This is a genomic window from Duganella sp. 1411 (genome assembly GCF_017833525.1).
In the GTDB taxonomy this organism is placed as follows: domain Bacteria; phylum Pseudomonadota; class Gammaproteobacteria; order Burkholderiales; family Burkholderiaceae_D; genus Rugamonas.
Genome location: NZ_JAFICD010000001.1, coordinates 1,092,334 through 1,119,051, shown reverse-complemented (window position 1 = coordinate 1,119,051; position 26,718 = coordinate 1,092,334). Strand labels below are relative to the sequence as shown.

Here is a 26,718-nt window from a genome sequence, read left to right as displayed (position 1 = left end):
TTTTTGACGTGCGGTGCGCGCGGCGGCGGTTGGTGTTTCTCACCGATTGCCGCCCCCGACGTCCGGCCTCAGGCGGTCAGCGGACGCTCCTTGATGAACAGCGCCGTCACCGCGCCGATGCCGCACAGCGCCATCACGTAGTAGGCCGGCGCCAGCGGCTGGGTTTTCAGCATCAATGTCACCATGATCGGCGTCAATCCGCCGAAGATGGCGTAGGCCACATTGTAGGAGAACGACAGGCCCGAAAAGCGCACCGGCGCCGGGAACGCGCGCACCATCGCGCTGGGCACAACGCCGACCACGCCCACGCTCAGCCCCAACAGCGCGTACAGCGGCAGCAGCAGGTCGGGACGCACCTTGAGCGTGGTGTAGAACACCCAGGTGCACACGGCCAGCAGCACGGCGCCGGCGATCAGCATGCGGCGCGCGCCGAAGCGGTCGGCCAGCACGCCGTAGATCACGCAACCGACTGCCAGGCACAAGGTCGCAGCCGTGTTGGCGGGCAGGGCGGTGCGGGCGTCGAAGCCGTAGACCTTTTGCAGCAGCGCCGGCGTCATCAGGATCACCACGACGATGGCGGCCGACAGCATCCACGTCAGCAGCATCGACAGCCCGACCGCGCCGCGGTGCTGGCGCAGCACGGCCTTGAGCGGCATCTCGGCGGCCAGCGCCTTGCGCTGCTGCAGCTCGAGGAAGACCGGCGTCTCGTGCAGCCAGCGCCGCAGGTACATCGCGCCCAGGCCGAACACCCCGCCCAGCAGGAATGGCAGGCGCCAGCCGTGGTCCAGCACCTGTTGCGGCGTGTAGACGCTGTTGATGCCGGTCGCGACCAGCGAGCCGAGCAGGATGCCGAAGGTCAAGCCGGCGGTCAGCGTGCCGCAGGCGTAGCCGATGCGGCGCGCCGGCACATGCTCGGATACGAACACCCACGCGCCGGGCACCTCGCCGCCGACGGCCGCGCCCTGGCACACGCGCAACAGCAACAACAGCAGCGGCGCGGCCAGGCCGATATTGGCGTAGGTCGGCAGCAGGCCGATCAGCAGGGTCGGCACCGCCATCAGCAGGATCGACAGGTTGAACATCTTCTTGCGCCCCGCCAGGTCGCCGAAGTGCGCCATCACCATTCCGCCGAGCGGGCGCACCACGTAGCCGGCGGCGAAGATGCCGAAGGTCTGGAACAGGCGCAACCAGTCCGGCATCGTCGGCGGGAAGAACAGGGCGCCGATCGAGGTGGCGAAAAAGACGAAGATGATGAAGTCGTAGAATTCCAGCGCGCCGCCGAGGGCGGCCAGCGACAGGGTTTTGTAGTCCTGGCGCGTGAGTGGGCGATCGGGCGCGGCGGTTTCTTGGGGGCTTTTGGAGATGCCCTGGCCCGATGCGGCCCGGGCCGGCTTTGCCGCGTCGTTTTCGTTGTTGTGCATATTGGTACGCCTCGTTGTTGTTGTCGATGGCAGGGCGAGCCCTTCACTGCGGTGACTGGCCGAGCGAAGTCATTATACAAAGAGAAAGTCGGCCGCAGGGGGCTGGACGCGCTGGCGCCGGCGGCTATTTACGGTTGTCGGCGGAGACTACTTTCCAGATCTGGTCGAGATGCTGCTTATATGCCGCGTAGGCGGGGGAAAGCAGGGCCTTGTCGTGCTGGTGTGTGCCGCCAAACGGCGGCTGGCCGGGGAAGCGCACTAGCGACTCGCCCCGGATCGCCAGCTTGGTGGCGCCGTCCCTGAGGATGACTTTGACCGTGTAGGGATCGACGCCGCCGCTGCAAAAGGTGCGGTAGCTGACGGTCACTTTCATCCGTCCATCGTGGTTCAGATCGGTGAAGGTGAGGGCGGCGGGGAAGAAGCTGGCGTCCGCGTCCAGGCCGGGGCAATCGACGCCGTCGCGGATGATCCATTCCTGCCGCCAGCTCGATTGGTGAAATAGGCGGCGTTGAGCTGGATCGCGTCGCGATCATGCTTGCGGCTGAGGACGAGGACGTGTTCGCCAGTTGTATCCGCCACGTGCCGGGCGCTGACCAGGTCGCCCTGCACCGCGATGTGCTGGGATGCCAAATAGCCCGCGTCTAGAGCGCTCATTTTTTTTTCCTGCTCCTTGCTTTCGTCCATTGCCGGCTCTTTGATGAACGGCGATGACTGGTCAGGATCACCGACTGTCTTTGCCCAACCGTTCTCACAAGCAATGTCTGCGAGCATTTTGTCGCCTTTCCTGACTTCAAGGAAGGGACCACCGCGCATTGGAGAAATCAGCTGATATTCCACATTTTTGTTGGTGAATGAAATAATGTTGGCCGCGTTGCTCGCGCCGAGCACCGATGTGCGACTGAATTTCTGGTCCACCACGCCGCCCGTGTAAGCCATCTCGATTTTCTTCGGCTTGCCGAAGCGATAGGTCCTCGTATCGGCAGTGGTACAAAAAGATACGATCTTCTTCGCGGCAGGACAGGAGAAGAAGGTTTTTTCTGCAGGCATGCATAAAGTTTGGGCTGAGCAGCAGCCCGTCGAGAAGAGAAGCAGGAATGTTAATTGTGGGCGAAACACGTGTGGGGCTGTTCAACTGACGTAAGGCACGCAACGGCGGGCGGTGATGTTAATCGGAGGTACGGATCGTTCTAATAATGCCACTTGGTCGACTCGCATCGAGATTGGTAGTGCTTTGATGAATACAGGCGATTAATGCGTTTGATCCCTTTGCCTTCAGGGGGACTCTGTTTTGGTGCATCTTCCACACTCATACTAGTCTTCGGGCAAGTTCGGCTGGAAATGGTTTGAAGAGATAAGTGGGTCATCTGGGCTAGAAATTCCTACTGACTGTTACTTCAACAGAAATTTTCCGTTCGCAATTGTCAATGTATGGTTCTGATCCTCTGCATCGGTGAGCCATCTAAATCTTATTGAATGGTTATGTTGGTCAACAAAGAGTGATTTTAAGATATCGTCGTCACCCCCGGGATCCAATGAAATAGAATTTAAGCAGCTTTGTAAAAGAAAATCATCTCGAAGAGATGTCTTTTTGTTTGTGTACTCAAATAAGACGGCATGATCTTCGTAACCAGCCCCACAATAAGCGTTGCCTTGAGGAATTCTTGATGGCGTTCTGGCGATAACCACCAAATAGATTCCTCTTTCGCTAGGCTGGGAAAATACGGGTAAAAGCGCTTCGCTTTGCCGCAATATTTGCTTGGCGCCCTTGTCGAGCGAATTGGAATTAACGAAATGATCACAGTCTCGACTACTGGTGTTTTTACCCGTTTCTATGCAAATGGCTTCACTATTTTCAAGTCGGAATAACAATACGGGGGCTTGCGTAGCTGCCGAGACAACATGGACGGTGAGCGCAAGACCCACGGTAAGAAAAGATCTAATCGGATTCATTTGGGCGTTCTTAGGATGAGCTGTGGTTGTGCATTTTCGGATTTTACAGAGGTCGTAAAAGTGTTCGCCGTCGCCTTTCTTTTTTTGTCCACAGCACCTTCAAGTTGCACTTCCCGAAAGTCTAAAACTTGCCTAGCCGCGAGAAGCCGCGCCTTCCACGCACCTGTCTAGAGATCGATAGGAGCTCTCCCTGCTTGAGGGGCCAGTGTCCGCACCCGTCGTCGGCCTGTATCAGCTTGAGCGAAATCTTCCAGTTCGCCGATGTCGAGGCTGGTCGTCTGCTCGGCCGCCGGGGCCACGAGTTGCGCCGGGTCCCAGCTGCTCATGGTCACCGCGTTCGCTTGCACGCGGCGCAGCGCGTTGGGCGTAGCGCGTTGAATTCGTCGATGGCTTGTCGCGGAAGTGATGGTACCTCACTGGTTGGGCTACAAGCCGTCGCAGATCGCAACCGCCGTGGTCGAGATCAGCATGCCTCCGCCGGAGCGCAGCATGTTCCTGAAATTGCGTTCTATATGTGCCGACTGACATCAATGTGTGTAAATTCGGCAGGACCAAATTGCGAAAGAAGAACTAGGTGTTCAATCATTTTTACCTTTACAAGATTTTCAATCTTCGCTGTGCCGCCAATACTTAAGGCAGGTTCAAATGCATACATCTCATCTGATTTTAAGGGGCCGAGCTTTTTAAACGCACGAGCGAACATCGGCTTATCTTTCTGGTCGTCGAAATCAAAGTCTTCTTTATCTTTTGAGAGGAAAAAGGCAGAAATTGCTGAATCCGATTTTTTAGCCTCTAAAGTGGGTTCCACCGTGGTGATGGAAGAAATCAACGGATTGATAATTATAGTTAAGCCCGTCGCTTTTCCCCAAACAAAAAGCTTTCCGAAGGCACTACGTGCTATCACGGTATATTTGTCTCGGCTTAATAAATTGCTACCGTCGAGCCAAGCGGCTAGGGCAGGTTCGAATTCCTCAGGATCGGTGCTCCACATGATTCCGTTTGCATACCCCGACCAACCAACTTCTGACCAAAAATCTAACATCGCCTGAGGAAGCACATTTTTGTATTTTTCCAAAAGTGCAGCTTTGATCTTAACGGGATCTAATTGTGGTGAGAACTCTTCTAGAAACTCTTCAAAGTATGGATTCATAACTTAACCATTAGCATGCTGGAAGTTTAACATTGATTTTAGCGTTGGCTTGAACTTCGGGAGCGATTTTCTTGGTTCGCTATGCAGGCCACTAAAATCGTCCCCCGTCCAATTCGCTAAGGTGGCGGGGGCGCCTCCACCGTCCGCTAGGCTTAGAGATGACTGCTCACATCGATTCGCATCACTTCTACGTCTCCCAGTTGCTCGAGAAGAACCAAATGTTCCACCGCCTTTACCTTATTAAGATTCTCAAGGTGGGGCATACCGCCAATGCATAGGGGTGGCTCAAAGCCATACATTTCGTCGAATGCGACTGGCCCCAGCTTTTTTAGAGCCTTTTTAAAAAGGGGCTTTTCCTTCACATCCTTAAAGTCAAGATCGTCTGGTTCTTCACCACTGATGAAATATTGAAAAGCTTTTGTATCATCTCCATCAATAACTTTTTTATCAGGAGGGGTGATGATAAGTCGTGAAGATAAAGCATCGATTGTTGCATTTTGGCCAGTTTTCTTGTTCCATAGGAAAACGCGGCCGAAGGCCGTTCTTGCAATAGCAAAATAGGCACTTTTGTCCGAAATATCGGTTCCATCTAGCCAAGCATCAACTACTGGTATGTATTCATTGGGATTGGTGAACCAAAATAACCCGTTGTAGTAGCCGCCCCAACCGTTCGCTTGCCAGTATTCAATTAATTTATCTGGTAATTTTCCTCTAAATTCTTCTATTTCTGCCTTGTTGGGCTGGGTTTTGCTAATCTGCGGGCCCCAATCAGAAAGGAAAATTTCGAAGTATTCATCCATAATTATTCATAGTAATCGTCAGTTCACGGCTATTTTTCTAGTTGCCGACTATGTTACCTTGAAACTGCTCACATTTTCGAGAGTGAAGCGGCCCACTACACTTGGCTCGTCACCTCATAATTTACAAATGTCGGCTTACGTCTAAATGCATTATTTCTATTTCTCCCAGTTGCTCCAAAAGAGTCAAGTGTTCAATTATTTTGACTTTTCTAAGATTTTCCATACGGTCATACCGCCAATGCAAAGTGCAGGTTCGAAACCATACATTTCATCTGCGGCAACCGGGCCTAACTTTTTCAAGGCACGTTTGAATAAATTTTTTTCCTTCACGTCTTCTATATCAAGACGATCCGCTTTTTTTTTCGATAAGAAATGATTGTAATGGGATAGTGTCATCACCAGCCAAGACGGTTTTGTTTGGTGGAGAAGTAATGATCTGTGAGTCCAACGGCACAATCGTGACATTCTGGCCAGTTTTTTTATTCCATAGAAATGTTCGGCCAAAAGCTGTCCTAGCAATCGCCAAGCAGTCCTCTTTATTTTCAATGGCAGTGTCCTTTAGCCAAGCCTGGACGACTGAGGCATAGTCTTCTGGGTTTACTAGCCAAAAAAGACCATCGTAGTATCCACCCCAACCATAAAGCCTCCAGTATTCAAGCAGCTTTTGAGGCAAGTGTCCCTCGAACTTGGCGATTTCTATATCCGACGGCTGCACTTTGCTGAACTGTGGTCCAAGTTCCGAAAGGAAAATTTCGTAACATTCATCCATGATCAAATCCTTTAGCAACGCTGGAAATCATTCTGTTGGTGTACCAGTACCGCCATCAGCAAGGCTAATCCGCCACTTTTCCATATCTTCGTATTCAAACTTAATTTCGTAGTCCAAATCTTTGTCTATAGTTAGAAGCAAGAGAGCAGGATTTTTATCCATTCCAGTAAGCAATTCGACGCAAATATTGTTCATCTCGTCGAAGAACTCATCTTGCATAAGAGCGCTGATGATGTGCACGTCAGACACCGTCGTGTAAGATGAACAAGATTCGTACATCCGTTCTTCTGAATAAAATCTAAAAAACGCTTGCACAAATGCAGGCTCTAGCTTTTGGATCTCATCAATAAAACGTTTGGTTAGCTCGGTAATCAGGTCTGTTTGGCGGTTTTTCATGTTCCAGCCTTTCTGAGATAGCTTTGGCCCGCTCCATCGTCGCTGAAGTGATGGAATCTCAATATGTAAGCTGGGAAGCCATGGCATCGCTTAACCAGCCCAGATGCGTCGGCCGCAACTCCTGCAATAGCCACAGGAATAATTGTCCGAATGCTGTTCTAGCGATGATTAAACATTTCGCATCTGGGGAAATTTCTAAGCAGTTTGAAATGGGTTGATTAACAGCGATAGCTTCTGACAGTGTTGAAAATTGGCGTTCTGGTTTTGCCTTTGCGGTGCGTCCGGGCAGAGTGAATGGCTATCTAGTAGCTACGTGTACTGCTACAGTTTTGCTTAGGAAATCCGTGCTCTGCTCGTTAATCATGTTGCAAAGATTCTCGACAGCTTTCTTTGCGTCCTGATTGGAGCTAATTAGAGCCCTAATCAGTTCTTTCTTGGTCTCGTCGCTGTTTAGTATACGCATGAGAACAATTGATGCCCATTTCGGTGCTGCTTTTGTTAAATGCGGTATTGCGGTTAAAAAACCTGAGACGTAACTTTTGTCATCGAACATTTCGGCAGTGCGGATTATCGAAAACATTCCTTCGTCAAACTGAAACTGATCGTCCAAAGACAGTAATAGTACCGCAACAGATATCGGATCTGCTTCCTGTGCGATAATCTGCAATGCACTGTCAATTCCCTTAACGGACTGATCGCTGTTGGACTTCACCGCAAGCGTAAGTTGTTCAAATGTAGTTGTGAGGTTTGGATTCATTTTTTTTGTCTCGTAAGTATTTCGGCATATGTTCGCCGAACAATACCCAGTTGCACGCCTACGCTTGGCGAGTGGGCCAGTTGCAGCTCGACGCCTGGGAACCGCGCCTTCTGCAATCCTTGGCGCTGACGTGCAGCCGCTGCTTATAGCAGCGGTCCTGTTGCTGACAATGCTTGGGTCGCAAGAGCAGTCCCACGCTCCCATAAAGTTTGCGCATGCTCATCGAATGCATTACCGCCCTTACCTGGGCTAGGGGTTATCCGTATGCACGCGGCTGGTCGAATAATGGTTGAGGTTGGCACGCAGCCGTGAACATATTCAAGAATAAATGTTCTATGCCAACGCGCGCCTCTCATTTGACAGCTAACACGCACCTCACTTCGCGGTCTTGATGCGGCGGGGCCTTTCCCCTTGTCTCGAATCACACTTGCGATAATATCGGATCGACTAGCTGTGCCCCGTCCAGTGAATCGGCATTGCTGCTGCGCTCTTGGCCCACATAATCGCCTATCTTACGCCGACGGCTAGGCTTTGCTCTTGCATTTTCTAAGGCAGTCCAATGTTTTGTTAATTAAACATTGGAGTAATCTATTTTTTTATCAATAAAGTGGCGGTCAAATATTTCTTGTCGACGATCATCGAAATCTTCATCGGAATCTATTTGATCGGGATAAGTGAAATTAATCTCGAATTTTCCGTTTGAGACGGTAAGCTCCATTCCTATCCATTCAGAATTTTTTGGATCCTCTTTCCATTTTTCCCAAAGTTCATATGCCAAATCGATCAGTGATGAAGTGCTAAATTTGAAAGTCGCAGTCTTTTCTTTTCCTTTTTCATAAACAAGAGCGGAAGATACCACCCCCTCTTTAATATCTGCGGCGAACAGCAGCTTTCCAGTTAAGTCGGGAGCACTTTGGACTGCCTCCGCAGCAATCTCTTGATATAAATTTTCTATGGTTTTAATGGTTTTCATAAACTTCCTTTTTATTTTCCGCCGGGTATGTTTTTAAAGGATTTTGAGAATGGAATGCCGTCTATTTTGTAAATTATATCTAGCTTTTCTGGTCTAATCGAATCGCCAAGATAGGAAGGCTTAATGTCGATTAGCACTTCCTTTCCATTTTCTAAAGCTTTTTGCCAACGGTTTTCAAGTACCTTATATTCACCCCGGTTTAGGTTCATATTTTGAGCAAAGTGATTGAAATCATCAAGTGGCCCGTCAAATCGCCGTCCGACGAAATGTCCACCCTCGTCCGTAGATAGTCTATCTTTGCCCCCCGCGCCAAGCTGTGCCTTGGTATTTCTTTTTTGGGCAGGGTTGCTGACAAGCGTGCCTTCAACGCGTGTTACGCGTTCTTTGCTATCGAGAGTGTACTTGTACCCATTTCTGATCTCGGTTTTGGCTCCATTGCTCGTCTTGTCTTTTTTTGCAGACGCTTCGCAATCCTCACAGTCCTTATCTTTTTTTACGGCAGCTTTCTCCTGTTGAGCAGCTGCATCCTTGGCGGCGTCAGCTTCTTTCGCAAGCTTAGCCTCTTTGGCCGCAGCTTCCGCCGCCTCGGCCTCTTTTTTCGCTTTCTTGAGATCGTTGACGGTTTTGGTTAGCTCGGCTACTTTCTTTTCCAGGCCAGCGATGGCTTTGGTCGCGCGAACCGCCTTCACTGGCTTCGCCACCGCGTCGCCGAGATAAGGCACCATGCTCACCGTGCTCAGCGCCGCGCCCCAGTAGTCACCCCTTGCAATCGAGATGCCCGCTCCAATGAGGTCGGAGGTGGGCGTCGGATCGACCAGCCCGGCCGCATCGGCCGCGGCACCTGCCATTTCTAATTTTAAGTCTTTATCCGCTTTGGCCAGCGCCGTGGTGGCGTCGGTCAGCTTTTTGGTGATGTTTGTAAGATCCATTATGCGCGCCCGCTTTGTGAATCAGCAGGAAGTTCAAACAGTGCGTCCATGCGCTTGCTCGCGGCGATCTGCTCCCAAGCTTCGCTTGGCAGGCTGTTTATCATATTGCTGAGCCGGTCGCCCGGCGGCACATCTTCGGCCTTGAGGTAGGATTTCACAATGGCGTTGTCGTCGAATGAGGGTGATACGGTCATCATCAGTCCGGCGAACAGATGCTGCGCTGTTGCGTCGGTGATGCCGTAGCTGTTGGCGCGCGCGACGGCCGTGATGGCGATTTCGCGTAGCATGTTGGGCTTGATTCCGGCGATGTCATCGGGACAGGTGTCGCGCCATTGCTGAACAATGCTGTCGTAGAGATTTTCCTTGTCGAAGTACATGAGCTGATCGCGTTGCGCCAGCGTGAGGCTGATCGGGGTGAAGGCGAAGCGCGAGATGTCTGCTGGCGTGGCCGGCTCTACAGTGATAGCGTATCGTTCCTGACGACGTGGTTCCCATGCGATCCAGCTGGTCACCGGTGCGAAAAAATAACGTTTTTGTTGCGCGGTCAGAGCCGACGGCAACCCAAGCAAAATTCGTGGATCGTAAAATCGCAGGACCACTTGTTGGCCATCGTTGATCTCGCACTCCATGCGTCGGGTAAGCATCTGGGCGAGAACGGGAAGTGCATACGGGCTGCCGATCCAGCTAACGCTTGGGGCCGCCTGCTCCAATTGCTCGAGCCATGCGAGCAGCTCTTTGTTGTCACGTGGTGTGGCGATGAGCAACGGCGCTGCGGCCTCCAGATGCTCTTCGGGAGTGCCGTCAAAAAGCGATTGCCAGCGGATGTCCGCGAAACGCGTTTTCAGATCGCGCAGGGCGTGGTCGTGCGCTGAGCAATCCAGCAAGGCATAGGTGTAAGTTTGCGTTTCCATGTACTGATTCTGTTAGCGTACTAAGAAGCTGCTGGCCTTGGCCGCCGCGTTCTTCAAGCATTCGATGCAAATGGCGCTGCCCGTCGGCAGGGACGGAAGTGTCGCCGATCCTTTGCCACCACCCTGGAAGACATGCTGTCCACCCTTGACGGTGAAATTGCCCGGGCAGGCGAAAGTAATATTCCCACCCTCCAAGGTCACCGACGATTGCCCCGCCTGCAGCACGATCTTCTGATTCGCCTTGACTTCAATGACATCGTTGACCGACACGATGGTGATCGCCTTGTCCGCCAGAATTTCCAGCTGATCCGTATGCGCCTGCAGCGACACCGGCCCGTTGGCGGCGATCGCCTGAATCCCGCCGGCGTGCGTGAACAAGCCCGTCGCGTTGGCCGAGACCGACGCCACCGTGAACGCGGCCGCCATGTGCATGTCGGACTGCGTGGTCCACTGCAGCTGCCCGCCGGCGAACAGCACGGTGGAGGCCGGCGTGGCCCAGTTGATGCTGGCCGGCGCTTCCATCAGCACCACCGGCTCGCCGAATTTCTCCACCGGCGCGCCGCTGTCGAGGTCGCGCGCGCCGGCCGTGGCCTTCAACGGATCGTGGCCGCCGACCGCGCCTTCAAATTTACCCTTTTGCTCCGGGTCGATCTGCGTGATGAAGTCGAGCTGCGCCTGGTTGGCGTCCTTGCTGACGAGCGCGTTTTGCTGCGTGGCGGCGTCCGCCAGGTTCTTGCTCAGCTCCGAGGCGGCGCGCAACAGCCCGGTGGCTTCGGCGCTGTCGAGCTGTGTAGACGTCACGCCGGCGCCTTGTTGCGCGCGGGCCGTGGCCGAGATCAGCATGCCTTCACCCGAGCGCAGCACGCCCCAGGCGTCGGTGCGCAGTTCGAAGCCCTGGCCGCGGTAGTTGCCGCGTTGCGCCGAGCCCGGCGTTTGCTGCACCAGGTAGCCCAGGTTCAGTTGCGTGGCGGCGCTCGACGTGGCCAGGCGCGTGCGCAGCTGGCCGGGCGTGTCGTCGACCACCCACTGGTTGTAGCCGCCACCGTCGAAGTTGTTGCTGTGCATGCCGGAGATGACGCCGGCGTGGTTGACGTCGCTGTCGACGCCGGCCGCGTAGGGCGGCGTGTCGGCGCCGGTGTACAGCTGCGCGACCACCAGCGGCCGGTCCATGTCGCCTTCGATGAAGTCGACCAGCACCTCGGTGCCGATGCGCGGCGTGAACTGCGAGCCCCAGTTGGGGCCGGCCAGCGCCTCGGCCACGCGCACCCAGGTGCCCGAGCCGTCGTTGCCGGGGGCGTTGCCCTTTTCATCGGTGTTGTGCTGGAGGCCGCCCGGGTTGGCGCCGGCGCCGCGTTGCCAGGCGAACTGGATGCGCACCTGGTGCTCGCGGGTGGTGGTGTTGATGGCGTCCGGCAGGCCGACCACCAATGCCGTCTGCGGGCCCAGCGCGGCGCCGCTGAAGCGCTCGGCGGCCGCGCGCGGGACGATGGCGACCGTGTCGCGCACGCAGGCGAAGCGGTTGCGGTAGGTGCCCGCCTCCAGCTGCGAGCCGGCGAACTTGGCCAATGTGGCGAGCCCGGCCTTGGCCGCCCCGACCAGCTTGGAGAGGCCGCCCAGCGCCGGTTCGATGTTGTTGCGCGCCTCATGCTCGACCCACAGCGCGGTGAACTTGTTGGCGCCGTCGGCGTAGTGCTCGTGCTGCGTCAGCTCGAAGCCGTGGCCGGCGGCCAGGCGCCGCACCGAGCCCTGGCCTTCGAACAGTTTGTTGTCGAGCTCGAGCGCCTGCAGCATCAGCCGGCTGTGCGGGTCGGCGGCGGCGCTGTCGGCGTGGCGCCGCTCGGCGCTGCCGTCGTAGATCGACAGCGCCGGCAGTTCGCCGATGTCGAGGCTGGTCGTCTGCTCGGCGGCCGGGGCCACCAGTTGCGCCGGGTCCCAGCTGCTGATGGTCACCGCGTTCGCTTGCACGCGGCGCAGCGCGTTGAATTCGTCGATGGCGTCGTCGCTGTCGGTGGCGCGCACGCCGTGGAAGCGCAGCGCGGCGCCGCCCTCCGTGTTCGGGGCGACGGCCTTGCTGTCGAAGAACACCACCTTGTGCCTGGCCTGCTTTTGGCCGCCTTCGGGCGCGGCGCTGCCTTCCTGCTCGTCCTGGTCGTGCTCGAAGCGCCAGCTCAGGCCTTCGGCGGCCAGCACGCGCTGCAGGAATTCGAGGTCGCTTTCGCGGTATTGGGTCCAGATCGGCCGCGCCGCCAGTTCCTGCGTGATGTCGAATTCGAACCGCACCTGTTTATAGTCGGCCAGCAGTTCGGTGATCAGCTCTTGGGCGTTCTTGTCCTGAAAGATGTAGCTGTCGCGGCGCAGGCCGAGCAGGGCCAGGCCCGGTTCGAGCCGCAGCCGGTAGCGCGCCATGCCGCCGTCGGCGCCCAGCCAGGCGGCGTCGGTGCAGATGCCGTGCCAGGCGCGGCGCGTGCCGTCGGCCTGCAGCAGCTTGAGCGTGATCTCCTCGCCGATGAAGCTGACCAGCTCGAGGTCGGTCGAGGTGCTGAGGGCGTCGATGTCGAAGCGGAACAGTTCGTTGACGGCTTCGCGGCCCGTGAAGCGCTCCGGCAGCAGCGCCTCGGGCAAGGTCGAGTCCTGCGCGCTGGCCAGCGTGACCAGCCGCGCGTGTTGGCTCAGGCCGGTTCCGAACAGCCCGTCCAGCAAGGACGAGCCCGGCAGGTCGGACAGCGCCATCACGGCAGCGTGATGGTCAGGTTGGCTTGCTTGGGCGCGAGCTTGACCACGTCGTTGTAGGCGCTCATGCTGGTCTCGGTGCTGTGGCCGAGCATGCTGCGCAGGCCGATGTAGCCGAGCCCGGCGATCAGCGCGAACACCGAGCACAGCACCCACAGCGGGACGTCGTTGCGCAGCTTGTGGATGATCTGGTCGGGGCGCTCGGCGTGCGGCGCGAAGCCCGATTTCTTGCCCTTCATGTGGGCGATCTCGTCGCCCAGGCGCGCCGTCAGGTAGGCCAGCTTTTCCGAGCCTTCGATGATGTAGCGGCCCTGGAAGCCCAGCAGCAGGCACATGTGGAACACCTCGAGCGCCTGCAGGTGGGCGCTGCCGCGCGCCCGCAGGTTCTCGAGGCGGTTGAAGAAGTTCTCGCCGGCCAGCTGGTCGCCGAACAATACCAGTTGCAGCGGGCGCCGCTCCCAGGCGTCGCGGATGCCGTACGGCGAGCGCAGGATGATCTCGTCGACCGCCGCGCAGAACGCGTACTTGGCGTTGTCGATGTCGTCGGCCGAGGCGCCTTGCTTCTTGGCGCCGCGGCTGAAGTCGTCGAGGAACTGCGTCATCTTGTTGATGAAGTCGGCGTTGGCTTGCGGGCCGTTGCCGTTCTTGAGCATGAACAGCGCGTAAAAGCCGTCGTACATCAAGTCCATCAGCGTGTGCTCGGTGCCGGGGCCGGCGGCGATGTTGGGCGAAAAGGCCGGCTGGCCGCCGGGAATCAGGGAAGGGGCGCTAGGTGTCATGGGGTTGTCTTCAGGAGGTAACGGCGACCAGGTCCAGTTTCAGGTCGCGCATGCCGGACGGAACGTAGATCGAGATCGATTGCGCCTGCAGCATGCGCTCGTACATCTGACCTTTGGCTTCGAGGGCGAAATAATAGGTGTCGGGCCGCACCGGCACCGCCGCCGGCACTTGCGGCGCGTGCGCCAGGCGCACGCCGGGCATGGCCGAGAGGACGAATTTTTCGACGTCGTCGGGCGCGCCGATCTTGAAGCGCAGCGGCACCACGTCGACCAGTTCGACGCCCGGCAGGTCGGCCGACACGCCCAGGTAGAAGGTGGTCTGGGCGTCGATCTTGCCCGAGTCGAGCATGCCGTGGTGGTACGACGGCTTGACCTCGTTGAGCGCGATGGCGAAGTATTTCGACGAGATGACCGTGTCGAGCAGCTCGCGGATGATGCCGTGCAGGCGGGCGAAGCCGGGACCGGGGTCGAGGTGGTCGTACTGCGGCAGGTCGCTCAGCGAGACGCCCTTGGAAAAGGTCATCAGCGCGCCGGACAGGCCCAGCAGTGCCTCATAGAGCCGTTCCGGGTGCAAGGTCGGATGGTGGAAATAGTGGCTCAGCGAGGCGTACGCGGAGCTGGCCGTGTGCAGCAGCCAGAACGAGGACATGTCGCCGGAGCGGAATTCGATGACGTGCTTGCTCGGCTCGCGGTGGTGGCCGTACAGCGCGTTGACCTTGGCCTGCAGCGCGTCGAGCAGCCGGCGCAGTTGCAGGAACAGCAACGGCGCGCTGCGGATCGACAGGCTCGGCGGGATGAACGCCGGGTCCTGCTCGAAGCCGCCGGTCGACAGCCGGCGCAGGCGCAGCAGCGGCAGGCTGACGTAGGAGTCGCGCGGTTCCGATTCGGACACCAGGCGCAGCGTTTTCTTCAGGTAGGTCAGCTGGGCGTGCGCGGCCTGGGTGTACAGGTCGGGCGTGTCGAGGTTGTTCTGGGCGTAGCGGGCGGCGTTGCTGGGCTGGCCCTCGGGGGCGAAGTTGCCGCCGAAATGCTTGAAGGCGGGCAGGGCGGCGTAGTACGTCAGCGTCTGCTGCGACTGCGGGATGTTGCTCAGGTCGATTTCGGGCGGCAGCTCGTCGGCGCCGGGTGCGTGATAGATTTCGCCGTCCTGGAACACCAGCGCCAGGTCCAGCAGGCGCAAGGTGTTGTTGTGCAGCGCGTCGCGGTCGAGCTGCAACTGGCCCACGCCCCAGGCGTAGGGGTGCAGCGCCTTGACGCTGTCGTGCAGCCGCTGCTCGTGGTAGCGGTCCTGTTGCTGAAAATGCTGGGGGCGCAGGAACAGCCCCTCGCCCCATAAAAGTTTTCCCGTGATGCTCATCGAATGCCTTATCGCCCTTGCCGGCGGACCGAAAAAATTAGTGCCCAATCACAACTGCCAGAACAATAACATTTTCTGGCGCACCGTGAGTGTTTCTTCTACGTAACGTGCTAAGCTTTATAATCTTTCTTTTCGCTAACCCCGCACGGTTGAGTTCGTATTGTACGAGGTAAATTATTAAATTTATGATATTCTGCCGAAAAATGAGAAATTGGCAACAGTTTATGGCAACTGTTCCCGCTATTAATACATCTGACTTTTGAGGAACACATGAGTACATCCATCCACCTTCGCCGCCTGTTGGGCGGTGCCGCCTGCATCCTGGCCCTGAGCGCCTGTACCACCGCGCCGGTGGTCAAAGTGCCAGAGGCGGTGCCGACCATCGCCGAAGTCATGGGCAAGGCCGCCGCCGCCGACAGCGCCGGCCAGAAGGAAGCGGCGATCGCGCTGTGGAAGCAAGCCGCCGCCGCCTACCCGGCCGACAAGGATCCGTGGACCCGCATGGCGCAAACCAAATACGAGGCCGGCCAGTACGGCGAGGCCATCGTCAACGCCCAGGAAATCCTGGTGCGCGACCCCAACGACCAACTGGCCAACAGCATCATCGCCATCAGCGGCCTGCGCCTGTCGACCCGCGCGCTGTCGGACCTGAGCCGTCAAAACAACCTGTCCGGTTCGCTGCGCACCGAGTCGCAGGACCTGGCCAAGCTGCTGCGCGAGAGCCTCGGCGAGCAGGTGCTGGTGCCGCCGGCGCGCGAGAAGGTGGTGCAGCCGACGCAGCGCAATACGACGGCAACTAAAAAGGGCGGCAAGCAGCCGGCGCGCGAGCCGAAGGCCGATCCGTTCGACGCGCTCAAGTAATGGTCCAAGGTCAGTAATTCAGCAATTCCACCCGGTGGCGTCGCCGCGACGCCGCCGTTTATTTTGAAATGGGGATGTCATGTCGAAAAAAGAGAGTGTTCAGAAGCGCCTGCAGAAGGTGCGCCCGCCACGGGTCCAGATGACCTACGACGTCGAAATCGGCGACGCGATCGAAAATAAAGAGCTTCCGTTCGTGATGGGCGTCGTGGGCGACTTCGGCGGCAACTCCGAGGTCGAACAGAAGCGCTTGAAGGAGCGCAAGTTCGTCGGCATCGACCGTGACAACTTCGACGAGGTGCTCAAGGGTGTCGAGCCGCGCGCCAACTTCCGCGTCGCCAACGAGCTCGGCGAGGGCGGCGGCGAGTTCGCCGTCGACCTGAAGTTCAAGTCGATGGACGATTTCCGTCCCGAATCCGTGGTCGAGCAGGTCGAGCCGCTGCGCAAGCTGCTCGAGGCGCGCACCAAGCTGGCCGACCTGCGCAACAAGCTGGCCGGCAACGACAAGCTCGAAGACATCCTCAACGACGTCCTGCACAGCACCGAGAAGCTGGCCGAATTGGGCCAGCAAACCACCGCCAAGAAAGATTGAGCCATGTCCGTCCAAACCTCCACCCAGGCCGCCGGCGCGGCCACCACCGAGCTGGCCCTGCTCGATCAGATCGTTGAGCAGAGCAAGGTCGCCAAGTCCAGCGTCGAGCACGCGCGCGCCAAGGACATCATCTCCGAGCTGGTGTCCCAAGTCATGGAAGGCACCGTCGTGGTGTCGGACAACCTGGCCGCCACCATCGACGCCCGCGTGGCCGAGCTCGACAGCATGATCTCGCGCCAGCTCAGCGCCATCATGCACGCGCCCGAGTTCCAGAAGCTCGAGTCCAGCTGGACCGGCCTGAACTACCTGGTGAAGAATTCCTCCACCGGCACCAACCTCAAGATCAAGATGCTCAACGCGACCAAGAAGGAATTGGTCAAGGATTTCCAGAGCGCGCTCGAGTTCGACCAGTCGACCATGTTCAAGAAGGTCTACGAGGAGGAGTTCGGCACGTTCGGCGGCGCCCCGTTCGGCGCGCTGATCGGCGACTACGAGATCACCCGCCAGCCCGAGGACATGTACTTCATCGAGCAGATGTCGCACGTGGCCGCCGCCTCGCACGCGCCGTTCATCTCGGCCGCCTCGCCGGAGCTGTTCGGCCTCGAGACGTATAGCGACCTGGGCAAGCCGCGCGACCTGTCCAAGGTGTTCGACACCGTCGAGTACGCCAAGTGGAAATCGTTCCGCGAGTCCGAGGATTCGCGCTACGTCGGCCTGACGTTGCCGCGCTTCCTGGGCCGCCAGCCGTTCAACCCGGCCGACGGCACCACCGTCGAGGGCTTCAACTTCGTCGAGGACGTCGACGGCACCGACCACCAGAAGTACTTGTGGTGCAACGCCGCCTACGCCTTCGGCACCAAGCTGACCAATGCCTTCGAGGACTACGGCTGGTGCGCCGCCATCCGCGGCGTCGAAGGCGGCGGCCTGGTCGAGGACCTGCCGACCCACACCTTCAAGACCGACGAGGGCGAAGTGGCGCTCAAGTGCCCGACCGAGATCGCCATCACCGACCGCCGCGAGAAGGAGTTGAGCGACCTCGGCTTCATCTCGCTGGTGCACTGCAAGAACACCGACTACGCCGCCTTCTTCGGCGCGCAGTCGACCCAGAAGGCCAAGAAGTACAACACCGAGGCGGCCAACGCCAACGCCGTGCTGTCGGCCCAGCTGCAATACATCTTCGCCGTCTCGCGCATCGCCCACTACATGAAGGCGATGATGCGCGACAAGATCGGCAGCTTCGCCGCCGCCTCCAACGTCGAGGACTTCCTCAACCGTTGGCTGACCCAATACGTGCTACTCGACGACAACGCCAGTCAGGAACAGAAGGCCCAGTTCCCGCTGCGCGAGGCGTCGGTGCAGGTATCCGAAGTGCCGGGACGCCCCGGCGTGTACCGCGCCGTGTCGTTCCTGCGCCCGCATTTCCAGCTCGACGAGCTGTCCGTTTCACTCCGTCTGGTCGCGGAGCTGCCTCAATCGACCAAGTCTTAAAATTTTTTAATCCAAAACCGAAAGGAATACCATGGCAATCGACGTATATCTGCAAATCGACGGCATCAAAGGCGAGTCCGCCGACAGCGTTCACAAAGATTGGATCGAGTGCAAGTCGGTCCAGTGGGAAGTGTTGCAACCTAAGTCGGCGACCGCGTCGTCGGCCGGTGGCCACACCGCCGAGCGCACCGAGCACAAGGACATCGTGATCAGCAAGCTGGCCGACCTGTCGACCCCGCTGCTGCTGCAGACCTGCTCCTCGGGCAAAACCATTCCGAAGGCGAAGTTCGAGTTCCTGCGCGCCGATGGCCAGGGCGAGCGCATCAAGTACTTCGAAATCGAACTGGAAAACGTCCTGATCAGCAGCGTCGCACCACAAGTGCAACCAGGCGACATCCTGTCCGAAAGCGTGTCGATCAAGTACTCGAAAGTGAAGTGGAAGTACACCCAGCAAAAAGTCGGCGGCGGTTCGGGCGGCAACACCTCGGGCGGTTGGGATCTGTCGGCCAACAAGACGGCCTAACCATACACCGTGGATTCCGTGGCGGCGTCGGGGCGCCGCGGAGTCGACGCCGGCGACCGGGACGACGCGCGCGCGCCATGACGCCCGCCGCGCCCCGGCCGCCATCGCGCCCGGTTCCCTTGTGGCGGCCCCGTGCCGCCGCGAACGGGTAGGGGACCGGCGCGACGCTGGATTATTGTGGCAACCGCCGCCGCCCGACGCGGCGGCGGCCGCCATTTTTTGCCGTATTTCCGACACACCACCGAGATTCAGGATGCACATGAAGGGTTTTTCACCGGGACTGTTCGACCGCCTGATGGACGCGCCCGTCCACGGCGCCACCAGTGCCACCGTGTCCAGGATGTCGATCGAGGATTTGAAGGACACCGTCGCCCGCGACCTCGAAGCGCTGCTCAACACGCGCACCGTCATCAGCGAGGAGCTGATGAAAAAATACCCCGAGTGCGGCCGCTCGATCCTGACCTACGGCTTGAACGATTTTGCCGGCCTCAGCCTGTCGAGCGCCGACGACCGCGCCTACATCTGCGCCTGCCTGGAAAAGGCCATCGCCCGCCACGAGCCGCGCCTGCGCAACGTGCGCGCCTCGCTCGAGATCCAGGAGGGCACGATCAACCGCCTCAATTTCGCCATCACCGCGCTGCTGGTGGTGCACGCGGCGCAGGAGCCGGTCAACTTCGACGCCGTGCTGCAGCCGTCCAGCCTGCATTACACCATTAGCAAGGCGCGCCGTCTGGCGTCGCCGGGAGTCTGACTTGGAAGAACTGTTACCGTACTACGAACGGGAGCTGGGATTTCTGCGCCGCTATTCGCGCGAATTCTCCGAGCGCTACCCGAAAATCGCCGGCCGCCTGCTGATGGGCGGCGAGGTCTGCGAAGACCCGCACATCGAGCGCATGATCCAGTCGTTCGCGCTACTCAACTCGCGCGTCTCCAAGCGCCTCGACGACGACTACCCGGAATTCACCGAGGCGCTGTTCGAGGTGCTGTACCCGCACTACCTGCGGCCGTTCCCTTCGTGCTCGATCGCGCGCATGGACTACAGCGCCGCCGCCGCACAGCTGACCACGGCCACCGAGATCGCCCGCGGCACCGAGCTCGACACGCGCCCCGTCAAGGGCGTCGCCTGCACCTTCCGCACCACCTATCCGGTCACGGTGGCGCCGATCGCGCTGTCGCACGCAGCGTTCGCCGCCATCATCGACGCGCCCGAGGCGGTCATGCTGCCGCCCAACGTCAGCTCCGGCGTCAGCATCACCATCGAGGCCACCGCCGCCCAGGTCACGCTGTCGCAGCTGGGCGTCAAGATGCTGCGCGTGTTCATCGACGGCGAGCCGTCGTTCTGCGCTGCGCTGCGCGACGCGCTGTTCCTGCGCACCGTCAAGGCCTGGGTCGAGCCGGAACAGAACGGCCGCTGGACGCCGCTGGCGGCGGTGCCGGTGTGGCCGGCCGGCTTCGGCGAAGACGAGTCGCTGATCCCGTTCTCGGCCCGCTCGCACCCGGCCTACCGGCTGCTGACCGAGTATTTCTGCTTCCCGGAAAAATTCAACTTCATCGACATCGACCTGGCCGCGATCGGCGCGGCGCTGCCGGCCGGCTGCAAGCGCTTCACCTTGCACCTGGGCATGAGCGGGCTGCGCACCGATTCGAACACGGCGCGCATGCTGGGCACGATGTCGACCAACAACCTGCTGCTGGGCTGCACGCCGGTGGTCAACCTGTTCCGCCAGCGTGGCGAGCCGATCCGCGTGACCCACACCACCGCCAGCTATCCGGTGCTGGCCGACGCCCGGCGCGCCTACGCCTTCGAGGTGCAATCGATCGACTCGGTCAAGCTGGTGCGGCAGACGCCGCAGGGCGAGTCGGTCATCGAGTTCCGGCCGTTTTATTCGCTGCGCCACGGGGAGACGCCGGAAAAGAACGGCCACTACTGGGTCATGCGGCGCGACGAGGTGATCGCCCGCAAGAGTCCAGGCTACGAGACCGAGATCTCGATCGTCGACATCGACTTCGACCCGGCCGCGATCGAGACCGACACGCTGAGCCTGGAGCTGACCTGCACCAACCGCGACCTGCCGGCCTCGCTGACCTACGGCATGCGCGGCGGCGACCTGTTCCTCGAGGGCGGCTCGAGCGTGCGCAGCATCACCTTCCTGCGGCGGCCGACCGACTCGCACCGCTTCGAGCGCGGCCGTGGCGCCCACTGGCGCCTGATCTCGCACCTGTCGCTCAACCACCTGTCGCTGGCCGGCAGCGGCGTCGAGGCCTTCCAGGAGATGCTGACCTTGTACGACCTGCCGCGTTCGCCGACCTCGCAGCGCCAGATCCGTGGCATCCACGCGATCGCCAGCAAGGCCGCCAACCACTGGCTGCCGGGCAATCCGTTCGCCTGCCTGGTGCGCGGCACCGAGGTCACCCTCACCATCGACGAGGAAGCCTTCGTCGGCAGCGGCATCCACGCCTTCACCCACATCGTCGAGCGCTTCCTCGGCTTGTACGTGCACGCCAACAGCTTCACGCGGTTGGTGGTCGTATCGAAGAAATCAGGGGAGGAGCTGTTGCGATGCACACCACGAAGCGGCGATTTGAACCTAGTGTAATCGAGCGCCTGTTCGCGCAGCCGTACCGCTTCCAGTTCTTCCAGGCGGTGCGCATGCTCGAGCTCTGGCTCAAGCGCAACGGCCTGCCGCACGACCAGGCGGTGGCCAGCTTCCTGCGCTTCCAGAACACGCTGTCGCTCAACTTCCCGGCCAGCCAGCTCGAGGCGATGCAGCCCGAGCCGCGCGAGATCGGGCGCGACAGCGCGGCGCTGGGCGAGGCGCTGCGCAACGGCGAACTCAAATACATCCGCATCACGCCGGCCTTCATGGGCTTTCTCGGCACGGCCGGCGCGCTGCCGGCGCACTACACCGAGCGCGTCGCCGCGCACGCGCTGTACGAAAAGGACGAGGGGCCGCGCGCCTTCCTCGACACCTTCTCCAACCGCGCGCTGGCGCTGTTCTACGAATCGTGGCGCAAGTACCGGCTGGAGCTGAAGTACCAGATCGACGGCAAGGACCGCTTCCTGCCGCTGCTGCTGTCCTTGGCCGGCGTGGGCAACGAGTCGCTCAAGCACCGCCTGTCCGACGGCGGCGAGGGCGTGCTCGACGAGTCGATCGGCTATTTCGCCGCCGCCATGCGGCACCGGCCGGCGTCGTCGGTGGCGATCGGCCACGTGCTGAGCGAATACTTCGGCCAGCGCGTGACGGTGACGCAATTCATCGGCGCCTGGTACGACGTGCCGCCCGACCAGCAGAGCGCGCTGGGCGGCGCCAACGCGCAACTGGGCACCAGCGCGCTGGTCGGCCAGCGGGTCTGGCAGCGCGACCTGCGCATGCTGCTGACGGTCGGTCCGCTGCCGCGCGCCAGCTTCGACGCCTTCCTGCCCGGCGGCAAGGCGGCCAAGGCGCTGGAAAAGATGTTGACCATGTTGACCGGCCTGTCGCTGGAATACGAGGTGCAACTGGTGCTGCGCGCCGCCGACGTCGAGGGCGTGACCTTGAGCGACGAGCGCGCCGGCGGCCGCCTGGGCTGGGACAGTTTCCTGATCACCGCCGGCGAGCCGCGCGACCGCGCCGACGTGCGCTACGAAATCCATACGCTGTAACACCAACTGAAACACTCTAATCGAACAAGGAAAACCGCGCTATGAGCATTAACCTGAAGACGCTGATCGGCAAGCTCAACGAGACCAGCCGCACCGCCGCCACGCGCGCGGCCAGCATCTGCGTCGGCCTCGGCCAATTCGAGGTCGACCTCGAACACATCTTCCTGGCGCTGCTCGAGCAGCCGAAGAGCGACTTCGCCGTCATCGCCCGCAAGAGCGGCATCAGCATCCCGATGCTGGAGGCGGACCTGCAGGCCGAGGTGGCGCGCCTGAAGGCCGGCAACACGCGCACGCCGGTGTTCTCGGCGCGCCTGCCGAAGCTGTTCGAGAACGCCTGGCTGATCGCCTCGCTCGACATCCAGGCCGGGCGCCAGAGCAGCATCCGCAGCGGCCACCTGCTGCAGGCGCTGCTGACCGACAGCGAACTGGCCCAGCTGGCCTATCGCGGCTCCAAGCTGTTCAACAAATTCAACGTCGACGAGATCAAGCACAAGTTCGACCAGCTGACCGAGGGCTCGCAGGAAGCCGTGGCGGCGGCCGACGGCGCGCCGGCAGGCGAACAGGACGCCGGCGGCGATCCGGTCGGCGAGCTGGCGGGCCAGGCCGCGTCGAAAACCCCGGCGCTGGACCAGTTCACGACCAACCTGACGCAGCGCGCGCGCGACGGCAAGGTCGACCCGGTGATCGGGCGCGACATGGAAATCCGCCAGGCGATCGACATCCTGATGCGCCGCCGCCAGAACAATCCGATCCTGACCGGCGAGGCCGGCGTCGGCAAGACCGCCGTGGTCGAGGGCCTGGCGCTGCGCATTGCGCAGGACGACGTGCCCGACATCTTGAAGGGCGTGGAGATCCACACGCTTGACATGGGCCTGCTGCAGGCCGGCGCCAGCGTCAAGGGCGAATTCGAGAACCGCCTGAAGAACGTCATCGACGAGGTCAAGAAAAGCCCGCACGCCATCATCCTGTTCATCGACGAGGCGCACACGATGATCGGCGCCGGCGGCACGGCCGGCCAGAACGACGCCGCCAACCTGCTGAAACCGGCGCTGGCGCGCGGCGAGCTGCGCACGATCGCCGCCACCACCTGGGGCGAGTACAAGAAATACTTCGAAAAGGACGCCGCCCTGGCGCGCCGCTTCCAGGTCGTCAAGATCGAGGAGCCGAGCGAGGAACTGGCCTGCGCCATGTTGCGCGGCATGGCGCCGCTGATGGAAAAGCACTTCAACGTGCGCGTCTACGACGAGGCCATCACCGAGGCGGTGCGCCTGTCGCACCGCTACATCATGGGCCGCCAGCTGCCGGACAAGGCCATCAGCGTGCTCGACACCGCCTGCGCGAAAGTCGCGCTGGGCCAGAACGCGACGCCGGCGCTGATCGAGAACCTGGTCAAAAAGCTGGACCGCATCGACGCCGAGATCGCCTCGCTGGCGCGCGAGGAAAGCGGCGGCGGCAGCCACGCGGCGCGCCTGGCGGAGCTGCGCTCGGAGCGCGCCAAGGCCAGCGACGAACACGGCACGCTGGCCGCGCGCTGGGAGGTGGAAAAGGGCCTGACCGAGAAAATCAAGGCCGCGCGCCTGGAACTGGAGACGGCCGGCGCCGACAAGGCCCCGGCCAAGAACGCGGCGGCCGGCGTGCAGGCGCTGATCAAGGAATTGAAGGAGCTGCAGGGCGAGGCGCCGATGGTGCCGGTGCAGGTCGACGGCCATGTGGTGGCCGAGATCGTCGCCGGCTGGACCGGCATCCCGCTGGGCAAGATGGTCAAGGACGAGATCAAGACCGTGCTCAAGCTCAAGGACATGCTGGAGGAGCGCGTGCTGGGGCAGTCGCACGCGATCGAGGCGGTGGCGCAGCGGGTGCGCACGTCGCGCGCCAACCTGGATGATCCGAACAAGCCTAAGGGCGTGTTCCTGTTTGTCGGGCCTTCGGGCATCGGCAAGACCGAGACGGCGCTGGCGCTGGCCGATGTGCTGTACGGCGGCGAGCGCAAGCTGATCACGATCAACATGAGCGAGTACCAGGAGGCGCACAGCGTCTCGGGCCTCAAGGGTTCGCCGCCGGGCTATGTCGGCTACGGCGAGGGCGGCGTGCTGACCGAGGCGGTGCGGCGCAATCCGTACAGCGTGGTGCTGCTCGACGAGGTCGAGAAGGCGCATCCGGATGTGATGGAGTTGTTCTTCCAGGTGTTCGACAAGGGCGTGATGGACGACGCCGAAGGGCGCGAGATCGACTTCAAGAACACCATCATCATTTTGACGTCGAACGTGGCGTCGAGCGCGATGATGCAGGCTTGTTTGAACAAGGAGCCGAAGGACATGCCGACGCCGGAGCAGCTGGAGCAGGCGATCCGTCCGCACTTGATGAAGGTGTTCAAGCCGGCGTTCCTGGGGCGCTTGAAGGTGATTCCGTACTATCCGATCGCCGATGATGTGCTGGTCCAGATCATCGGGCTAAAGATGAACAAGATCGCGCGGAGGATCGCCGAGAACCACAAGGCGGAGTTGACGTATGACGAGGCGCTGGTGGAGGCGGTGCTGGCGCGTTGCACCGAGGTCGATTCGGGCGCGCGCAATGTCGACAATATCTTGAACGGCAGTCTGTTGCCGGAGATCGCAGAATCGGTGTTGGCGAAGATGGCGGAGGGCAGCACGATCTCCAAGATCAAGGTCAGCGCCGACAAGAAGGGACAGTTCAAGTACACCATCAAGTAATGTGAAGCGTGCGGGTGTCGTTCAACCCGCACGGCGGCGAAATGGGGTCGGACCCGATGGGTCCGACCCCGCTTGGCCTTGCGGGTTGGCGTTGTGGCTTACTCCGCCGGCTTCACGCCCAGCAACTCCTCGATGTGCGCCATCGAATTCGGGTCCTTGACCACCGAACGCAACCAATCGTGCAACGACTGCTCGCCGGCGTCGGCGGCCTTGTCGGCGAAATACGATACCGGGCTATGCGGCTCGGTGCGCCGGAAGAACGCCGCCACCGCCCGCAACTGCGCCAGCGCCTGCGCGCGCGTCTGGATCGTCCCAGGCGGCCCGGACGGCTGCGGCGCGGCCACCTGGCCACCGTCATGCGTGAAATCGACCGCCGCCGACCCCACATACCCGTTATCCGCCAACTCCGTCTCCACTGCGGCGCCATTGGCCACCGGCGCCGGCATCATCCGCTGCAACGTCTGCAAGGCGTCGCGCGCCGTCGAGAACCCCGGGCTATCCACGCCCAGCCGCTCGTCGGCCACCAGTTCCAACTCCTTCAACGCATCCAGACACATCTGCGCGTCGGCCGCGAACGCGGCGACGAACTGCGCCGAATTATTCTTGCGCGCCGTTTCCATCTCCGCCAGCTTGGCGCCCGGATTGCCTGACGAACTGTTGCCGTTGTTGGCGCCGGCCAGCTTGCGCGCCGTTTCGAAATCGATCGTCGAATACGCGCCGCTACGCCCCTCGGTCAGCGGAATCTCGCGCAGCAGCGCAGGCGTGCGTCCCAGTATCCAGCTCAGGTTGCCGATGCGCTGGTCGTGATCGTCGCCATCCGATTCCGGATACAAGCCCTGGTCCCAGAATTCCCGGCACAGGCCGGCCAGCACCTTGAAACCTTCGCCCAGCGCGCGCAGGCCGACGGTCTTGGCGCCGGCCTCGGTCAGCCACACGGCCAGCCGCAAGTCCTTGCTCTTTTCCTGCAGCAGGGCGGCGCAGCGGCGCACCACGAAGTCCCAGTCGGCTTCCTTGAGCTCGGTTACCCATTCGCCCTGGTCGAGCGACGGATCGTCGAAACGGCGCGCTTGCGCGATGGCGTCCAGGTCGGCCGAGAACGACAGGTCCTCGCCGCTGGGGGCGCCTGGGCTGATCGGGGCAAGCAATTGTTCTGCTGAAAACATACGTTACCTTTGAATGTAATGACCCGCTTATTGGGCGATGCGGAACTCGATGCGGCGGTTGCGCGCGCGCCCGTCCGGCGTGTCGTTGCTGGCGATCGGGCGGTCCGAACCCTGGCCGGACGCGGTCAGCATGTCGCCGTTCAGGCCCTTGCCGGTCAGGTAGGTCTTGACCGCCTCGGCGCGCGCCTGGCTCAGGTTCTGGTTGCTGGCCTTGAGGCCCTGGTTGTCGGTGTGGCCGATGATTTCCACCTTGCGTCCCTGCAGCTTCTGCATGGCCGCGCCCATCTGGTCGAGGATGGCCTGGCCGGCCGGCGTCAACGTCGCCTTGCCGCTTTCAAATTCGACGATGCGGTTGCCCAGCGTGTTGTCGAGGATGTTTTGCTCGGCGGCCGAGACGCGCAGCCCGTTGTTGACCACATAGGTCGGATTGAGGCTGGTGGCGAAGTCGCTGGCGATCTTTTGCCGCTGCGCCTCGTTGGCCACCTCGCCGCGCACGCTGACGGTGCTGCCGTCGATCTTGAGCTGGCCGCGGCTGATCTGCTTGAGGTTGGGCGTGATCAGTTTTTGCACGTAGGCGTTCCAGTTGGCCGGCTGCGCCACCTGGCCGACGGCGATCTGGTCGACCACCTTGTCGGCGCCGTAGACGTCGCGCAGGCGCGCCAGCACGGCGGCCTTGGTGGCCTCGTCGGGCACGGTGCCGCTGGCCAGCACCTGGCCGGGCTGCGGCGTCGCCGCCGCCGGCACCGCCTGCGCGGCCGCCGCGCCGGCAAGACCCGCGGTGAGACTAATGAATAGAGCTGTCCGGATAAAACGCATGA

At 60.6% G+C, this 26,718-nt stretch carries 26 protein-coding genes; 8 read left to right on the top strand and 18 right to left on the bottom strand.

Features of this window, described 5'->3' with window-relative positions:
- Positions 1-68: 68 nt before the first annotated feature.
- The 16 genes from JOD97_RS04400 to tssK form a co-directional block, all read right to left on the bottom strand.
- Positions 69-1,421, bottom strand: a complete 1,353-nt coding sequence (locus JOD97_RS04400) for an MFS transporter (RefSeq protein WP_209713659.1) — start codon at positions 1,419-1,421, stop codon at positions 69-71.
- A 124-nt stretch (positions 1,422-1,545) separates the two neighbouring features.
- Positions 1,546-1,860 carry a M949_RS01915 family surface polysaccharide biosynthesis protein gene (locus JOD97_RS04395; RefSeq protein ID WP_373999828.1) on the bottom strand — a complete coding sequence of 105 codons (315 nt, stop codon included), beginning with the start codon at positions 1,858-1,860 and terminating at the stop codon, positions 1,546-1,548.
- Positions 1,809-2,468, bottom strand: a complete 660-nt coding sequence (locus tag JOD97_RS04390; protein WP_209713655.1) for a hypothetical protein — start codon at positions 2,466-2,468, stop codon at positions 1,809-1,811. The genes JOD97_RS04395 and JOD97_RS04390 overlap by 52 nt, the downstream gene beginning before the upstream one ends.
- Before the next feature lie 342 nt (positions 2,469-2,810).
- On the bottom strand, positions 2,811-3,371 hold the full coding sequence (locus JOD97_RS04385; protein ID WP_209713653.1) for a hypothetical protein: 561 nt from the start codon (positions 3,369-3,371) through the stop codon (positions 2,811-2,813).
- A 508-nt stretch (positions 3,372-3,879) separates the two neighbouring features.
- Positions 3,880-4,521 carry a GAD-like domain-containing protein gene (locus JOD97_RS04380; RefSeq protein WP_209713652.1) on the bottom strand — a complete coding sequence of 214 codons (642 nt, stop codon included), beginning with the start codon at positions 4,519-4,521 and terminating at the stop codon, positions 3,880-3,882.
- Between the two features lie 152 nt (positions 4,522-4,673).
- Entirely contained in the window at positions 4,674-5,321 is a 648-nt protein-coding gene (locus tag JOD97_RS04375; protein WP_209713650.1) for a GAD-like domain-containing protein, read from the bottom strand.
- Between the two features lie 195 nt (positions 5,322-5,516).
- The gene (locus JOD97_RS33230; RefSeq protein ID WP_209713648.1) at positions 5,517-5,717 is read right to left on the bottom strand and encodes a T6SS immunity protein Tdi1 domain-containing protein; all 201 of its coding nucleotides are present in this window, start codon (positions 5,715-5,717) and stop codon (positions 5,517-5,519) included.
- Positions 5,662-6,090, bottom strand: coding sequence for a GAD-like domain-containing protein (locus JOD97_RS04365; protein ID WP_209713646.1), 429 nt, complete (start codon positions 6,088-6,090; stop codon positions 5,662-5,664). Before JOD97_RS04365 ends, JOD97_RS33230 begins: the two co-directional genes overlap by 56 nt.
- A gap of 27 nt (positions 6,091-6,117) precedes the next feature.
- On the bottom strand, positions 6,118-6,486 hold the full coding sequence (locus JOD97_RS04360) for a hypothetical protein (protein WP_209713644.1): 369 nt from the start codon (positions 6,484-6,486) through the stop codon (positions 6,118-6,120).
- A 298-nt stretch (positions 6,487-6,784) separates the two neighbouring features.
- Positions 6,785-7,243: an Imm30 family immunity protein gene (locus JOD97_RS04355; RefSeq protein WP_209713642.1), complete on the bottom strand. Its 459-nt coding sequence runs from the start codon at positions 7,241-7,243 to the stop codon at positions 6,785-6,787.
- 571 nt (positions 7,244-7,814) lie between these two features.
- Positions 7,815-8,216 carry an immunity protein YezG family protein gene (locus JOD97_RS04350; RefSeq protein WP_209713640.1) on the bottom strand — a complete coding sequence of 134 codons (402 nt, stop codon included), beginning with the start codon at positions 8,214-8,216 and terminating at the stop codon, positions 7,815-7,817.
- A gap of 11 nt (positions 8,217-8,227) precedes the next feature.
- The gene (locus JOD97_RS04345; RefSeq protein ID WP_209713638.1) at positions 8,228-9,145 is read right to left on the bottom strand and encodes a DNA/RNA non-specific endonuclease; all 918 of its coding nucleotides are present in this window, start codon (positions 9,143-9,145) and stop codon (positions 8,228-8,230) included.
- Positions 9,145-10,056 (bottom strand): DUF4123 domain-containing protein, encoded by a 912-nt coding sequence (locus tag JOD97_RS04340; protein WP_209713636.1) that lies wholly within the window; start codon positions 10,054-10,056, stop codon positions 9,145-9,147. Before JOD97_RS04340 ends, JOD97_RS04345 begins: the two co-directional genes overlap by 1 nt.
- Positions 10,057-10,068: 12 nt before the next feature.
- A complete protein-coding gene (locus JOD97_RS04335) occupies positions 10,069-12,786 on the bottom strand; it encodes a type VI secretion system Vgr family protein (protein ID WP_209713634.1) in 2,718 nt (905 codons plus the stop codon).
- A complete protein-coding gene (gene icmH, locus JOD97_RS04330) occupies positions 12,786-13,565 on the bottom strand; it encodes a type IVB secretion system protein IcmH/DotU (RefSeq protein WP_209713633.1) in 780 nt (259 codons plus the stop codon). The genes JOD97_RS04335 and icmH overlap by 1 nt, the downstream gene beginning before the upstream one ends.
- Positions 13,566-13,575: 10 nt before the next feature.
- Positions 13,576-14,922, bottom strand: coding sequence for a type VI secretion system baseplate subunit TssK (gene tssK / locus JOD97_RS04325; RefSeq protein ID WP_209713631.1), 1,347 nt, complete (start codon positions 14,920-14,922; stop codon positions 13,576-13,578).
- Positions 14,923-15,192: 270 nt separating this feature from the next.
- Between tssK and JOD97_RS04320 the strand changes: the two genes are divergently transcribed.
- The 8 genes from JOD97_RS04320 (at position 15,193) to tssH (ending at position 24,737) form a co-directional block, all read left to right on the top strand.
- Positions 15,193-15,783, top strand: coding sequence for a M48 family metallopeptidase (locus tag JOD97_RS04320; protein ID WP_209713629.1), 591 nt, complete (start codon positions 15,193-15,195; stop codon positions 15,781-15,783).
- A 79-nt stretch (positions 15,784-15,862) separates the two neighbouring features.
- Positions 15,863-16,372 (top strand): type VI secretion system contractile sheath small subunit, encoded by a 510-nt coding sequence (gene tssB / locus JOD97_RS04315; protein WP_209713626.1) that lies wholly within the window; start codon positions 15,863-15,865, stop codon positions 16,370-16,372.
- 3 nt (positions 16,373-16,375) lie between these two features.
- Entirely contained in the window at positions 16,376-17,860 is a 1,485-nt protein-coding gene (gene tssC, locus JOD97_RS04310; protein ID WP_209713625.1) for a type VI secretion system contractile sheath large subunit, read from the top strand.
- A gap of 31 nt (positions 17,861-17,891) precedes the next feature.
- Positions 17,892-18,383, top strand: coding sequence for a type VI secretion system tube protein Hcp (locus JOD97_RS04305; protein ID WP_209713623.1), 492 nt, complete (start codon positions 17,892-17,894; stop codon positions 18,381-18,383).
- A 259-nt stretch (positions 18,384-18,642) separates the two neighbouring features.
- Complete coding sequence (tssE, locus tag JOD97_RS04300) at positions 18,643-19,134, top strand: type VI secretion system baseplate subunit TssE (RefSeq protein WP_209713620.1); 492 nt, start codon at positions 18,643-18,645, stop codon at positions 19,132-19,134.
- A gap of 1 nt (position 19,135) precedes the next feature.
- The gene (gene tssF / locus JOD97_RS04295; RefSeq protein WP_209713618.1) at positions 19,136-20,980 is read left to right on the top strand and encodes a type VI secretion system baseplate subunit TssF; all 1,845 of its coding nucleotides are present in this window, start codon (positions 19,136-19,138) and stop codon (positions 20,978-20,980) included.
- A complete protein-coding gene (tssG, locus tag JOD97_RS04290) occupies positions 20,944-22,026 on the top strand; it encodes a type VI secretion system baseplate subunit TssG (RefSeq protein WP_209713616.1) in 1,083 nt (360 codons plus the stop codon). The genes tssF and tssG overlap by 37 nt, the downstream gene beginning before the upstream one ends.
- A gap of 41 nt (positions 22,027-22,067) precedes the next feature.
- Positions 22,068-24,737, top strand: a complete 2,670-nt coding sequence (gene tssH / locus JOD97_RS04285; protein WP_209713614.1) for a type VI secretion system ATPase TssH — start codon at positions 22,068-22,070, stop codon at positions 24,735-24,737.
- Between the two features lie 98 nt (positions 24,738-24,835).
- On the opposite strand, the gene tssA is transcribed toward tssH, so the two are convergent.
- Positions 24,836-25,900 (bottom strand): type VI secretion system protein TssA, encoded by a 1,065-nt coding sequence (gene tssA / locus JOD97_RS04280; protein WP_209713612.1) that lies wholly within the window; start codon positions 25,898-25,900, stop codon positions 24,836-24,838.
- A 27-nt stretch (positions 25,901-25,927) separates the two neighbouring features.
- A complete protein-coding gene (locus JOD97_RS04275; protein ID WP_209713610.1) occupies positions 25,928-26,716 on the bottom strand; it encodes an OmpA family protein in 789 nt (262 codons plus the stop codon).
- Between the last annotated feature and the right edge of the window lie 2 nt (positions 26,717-26,718).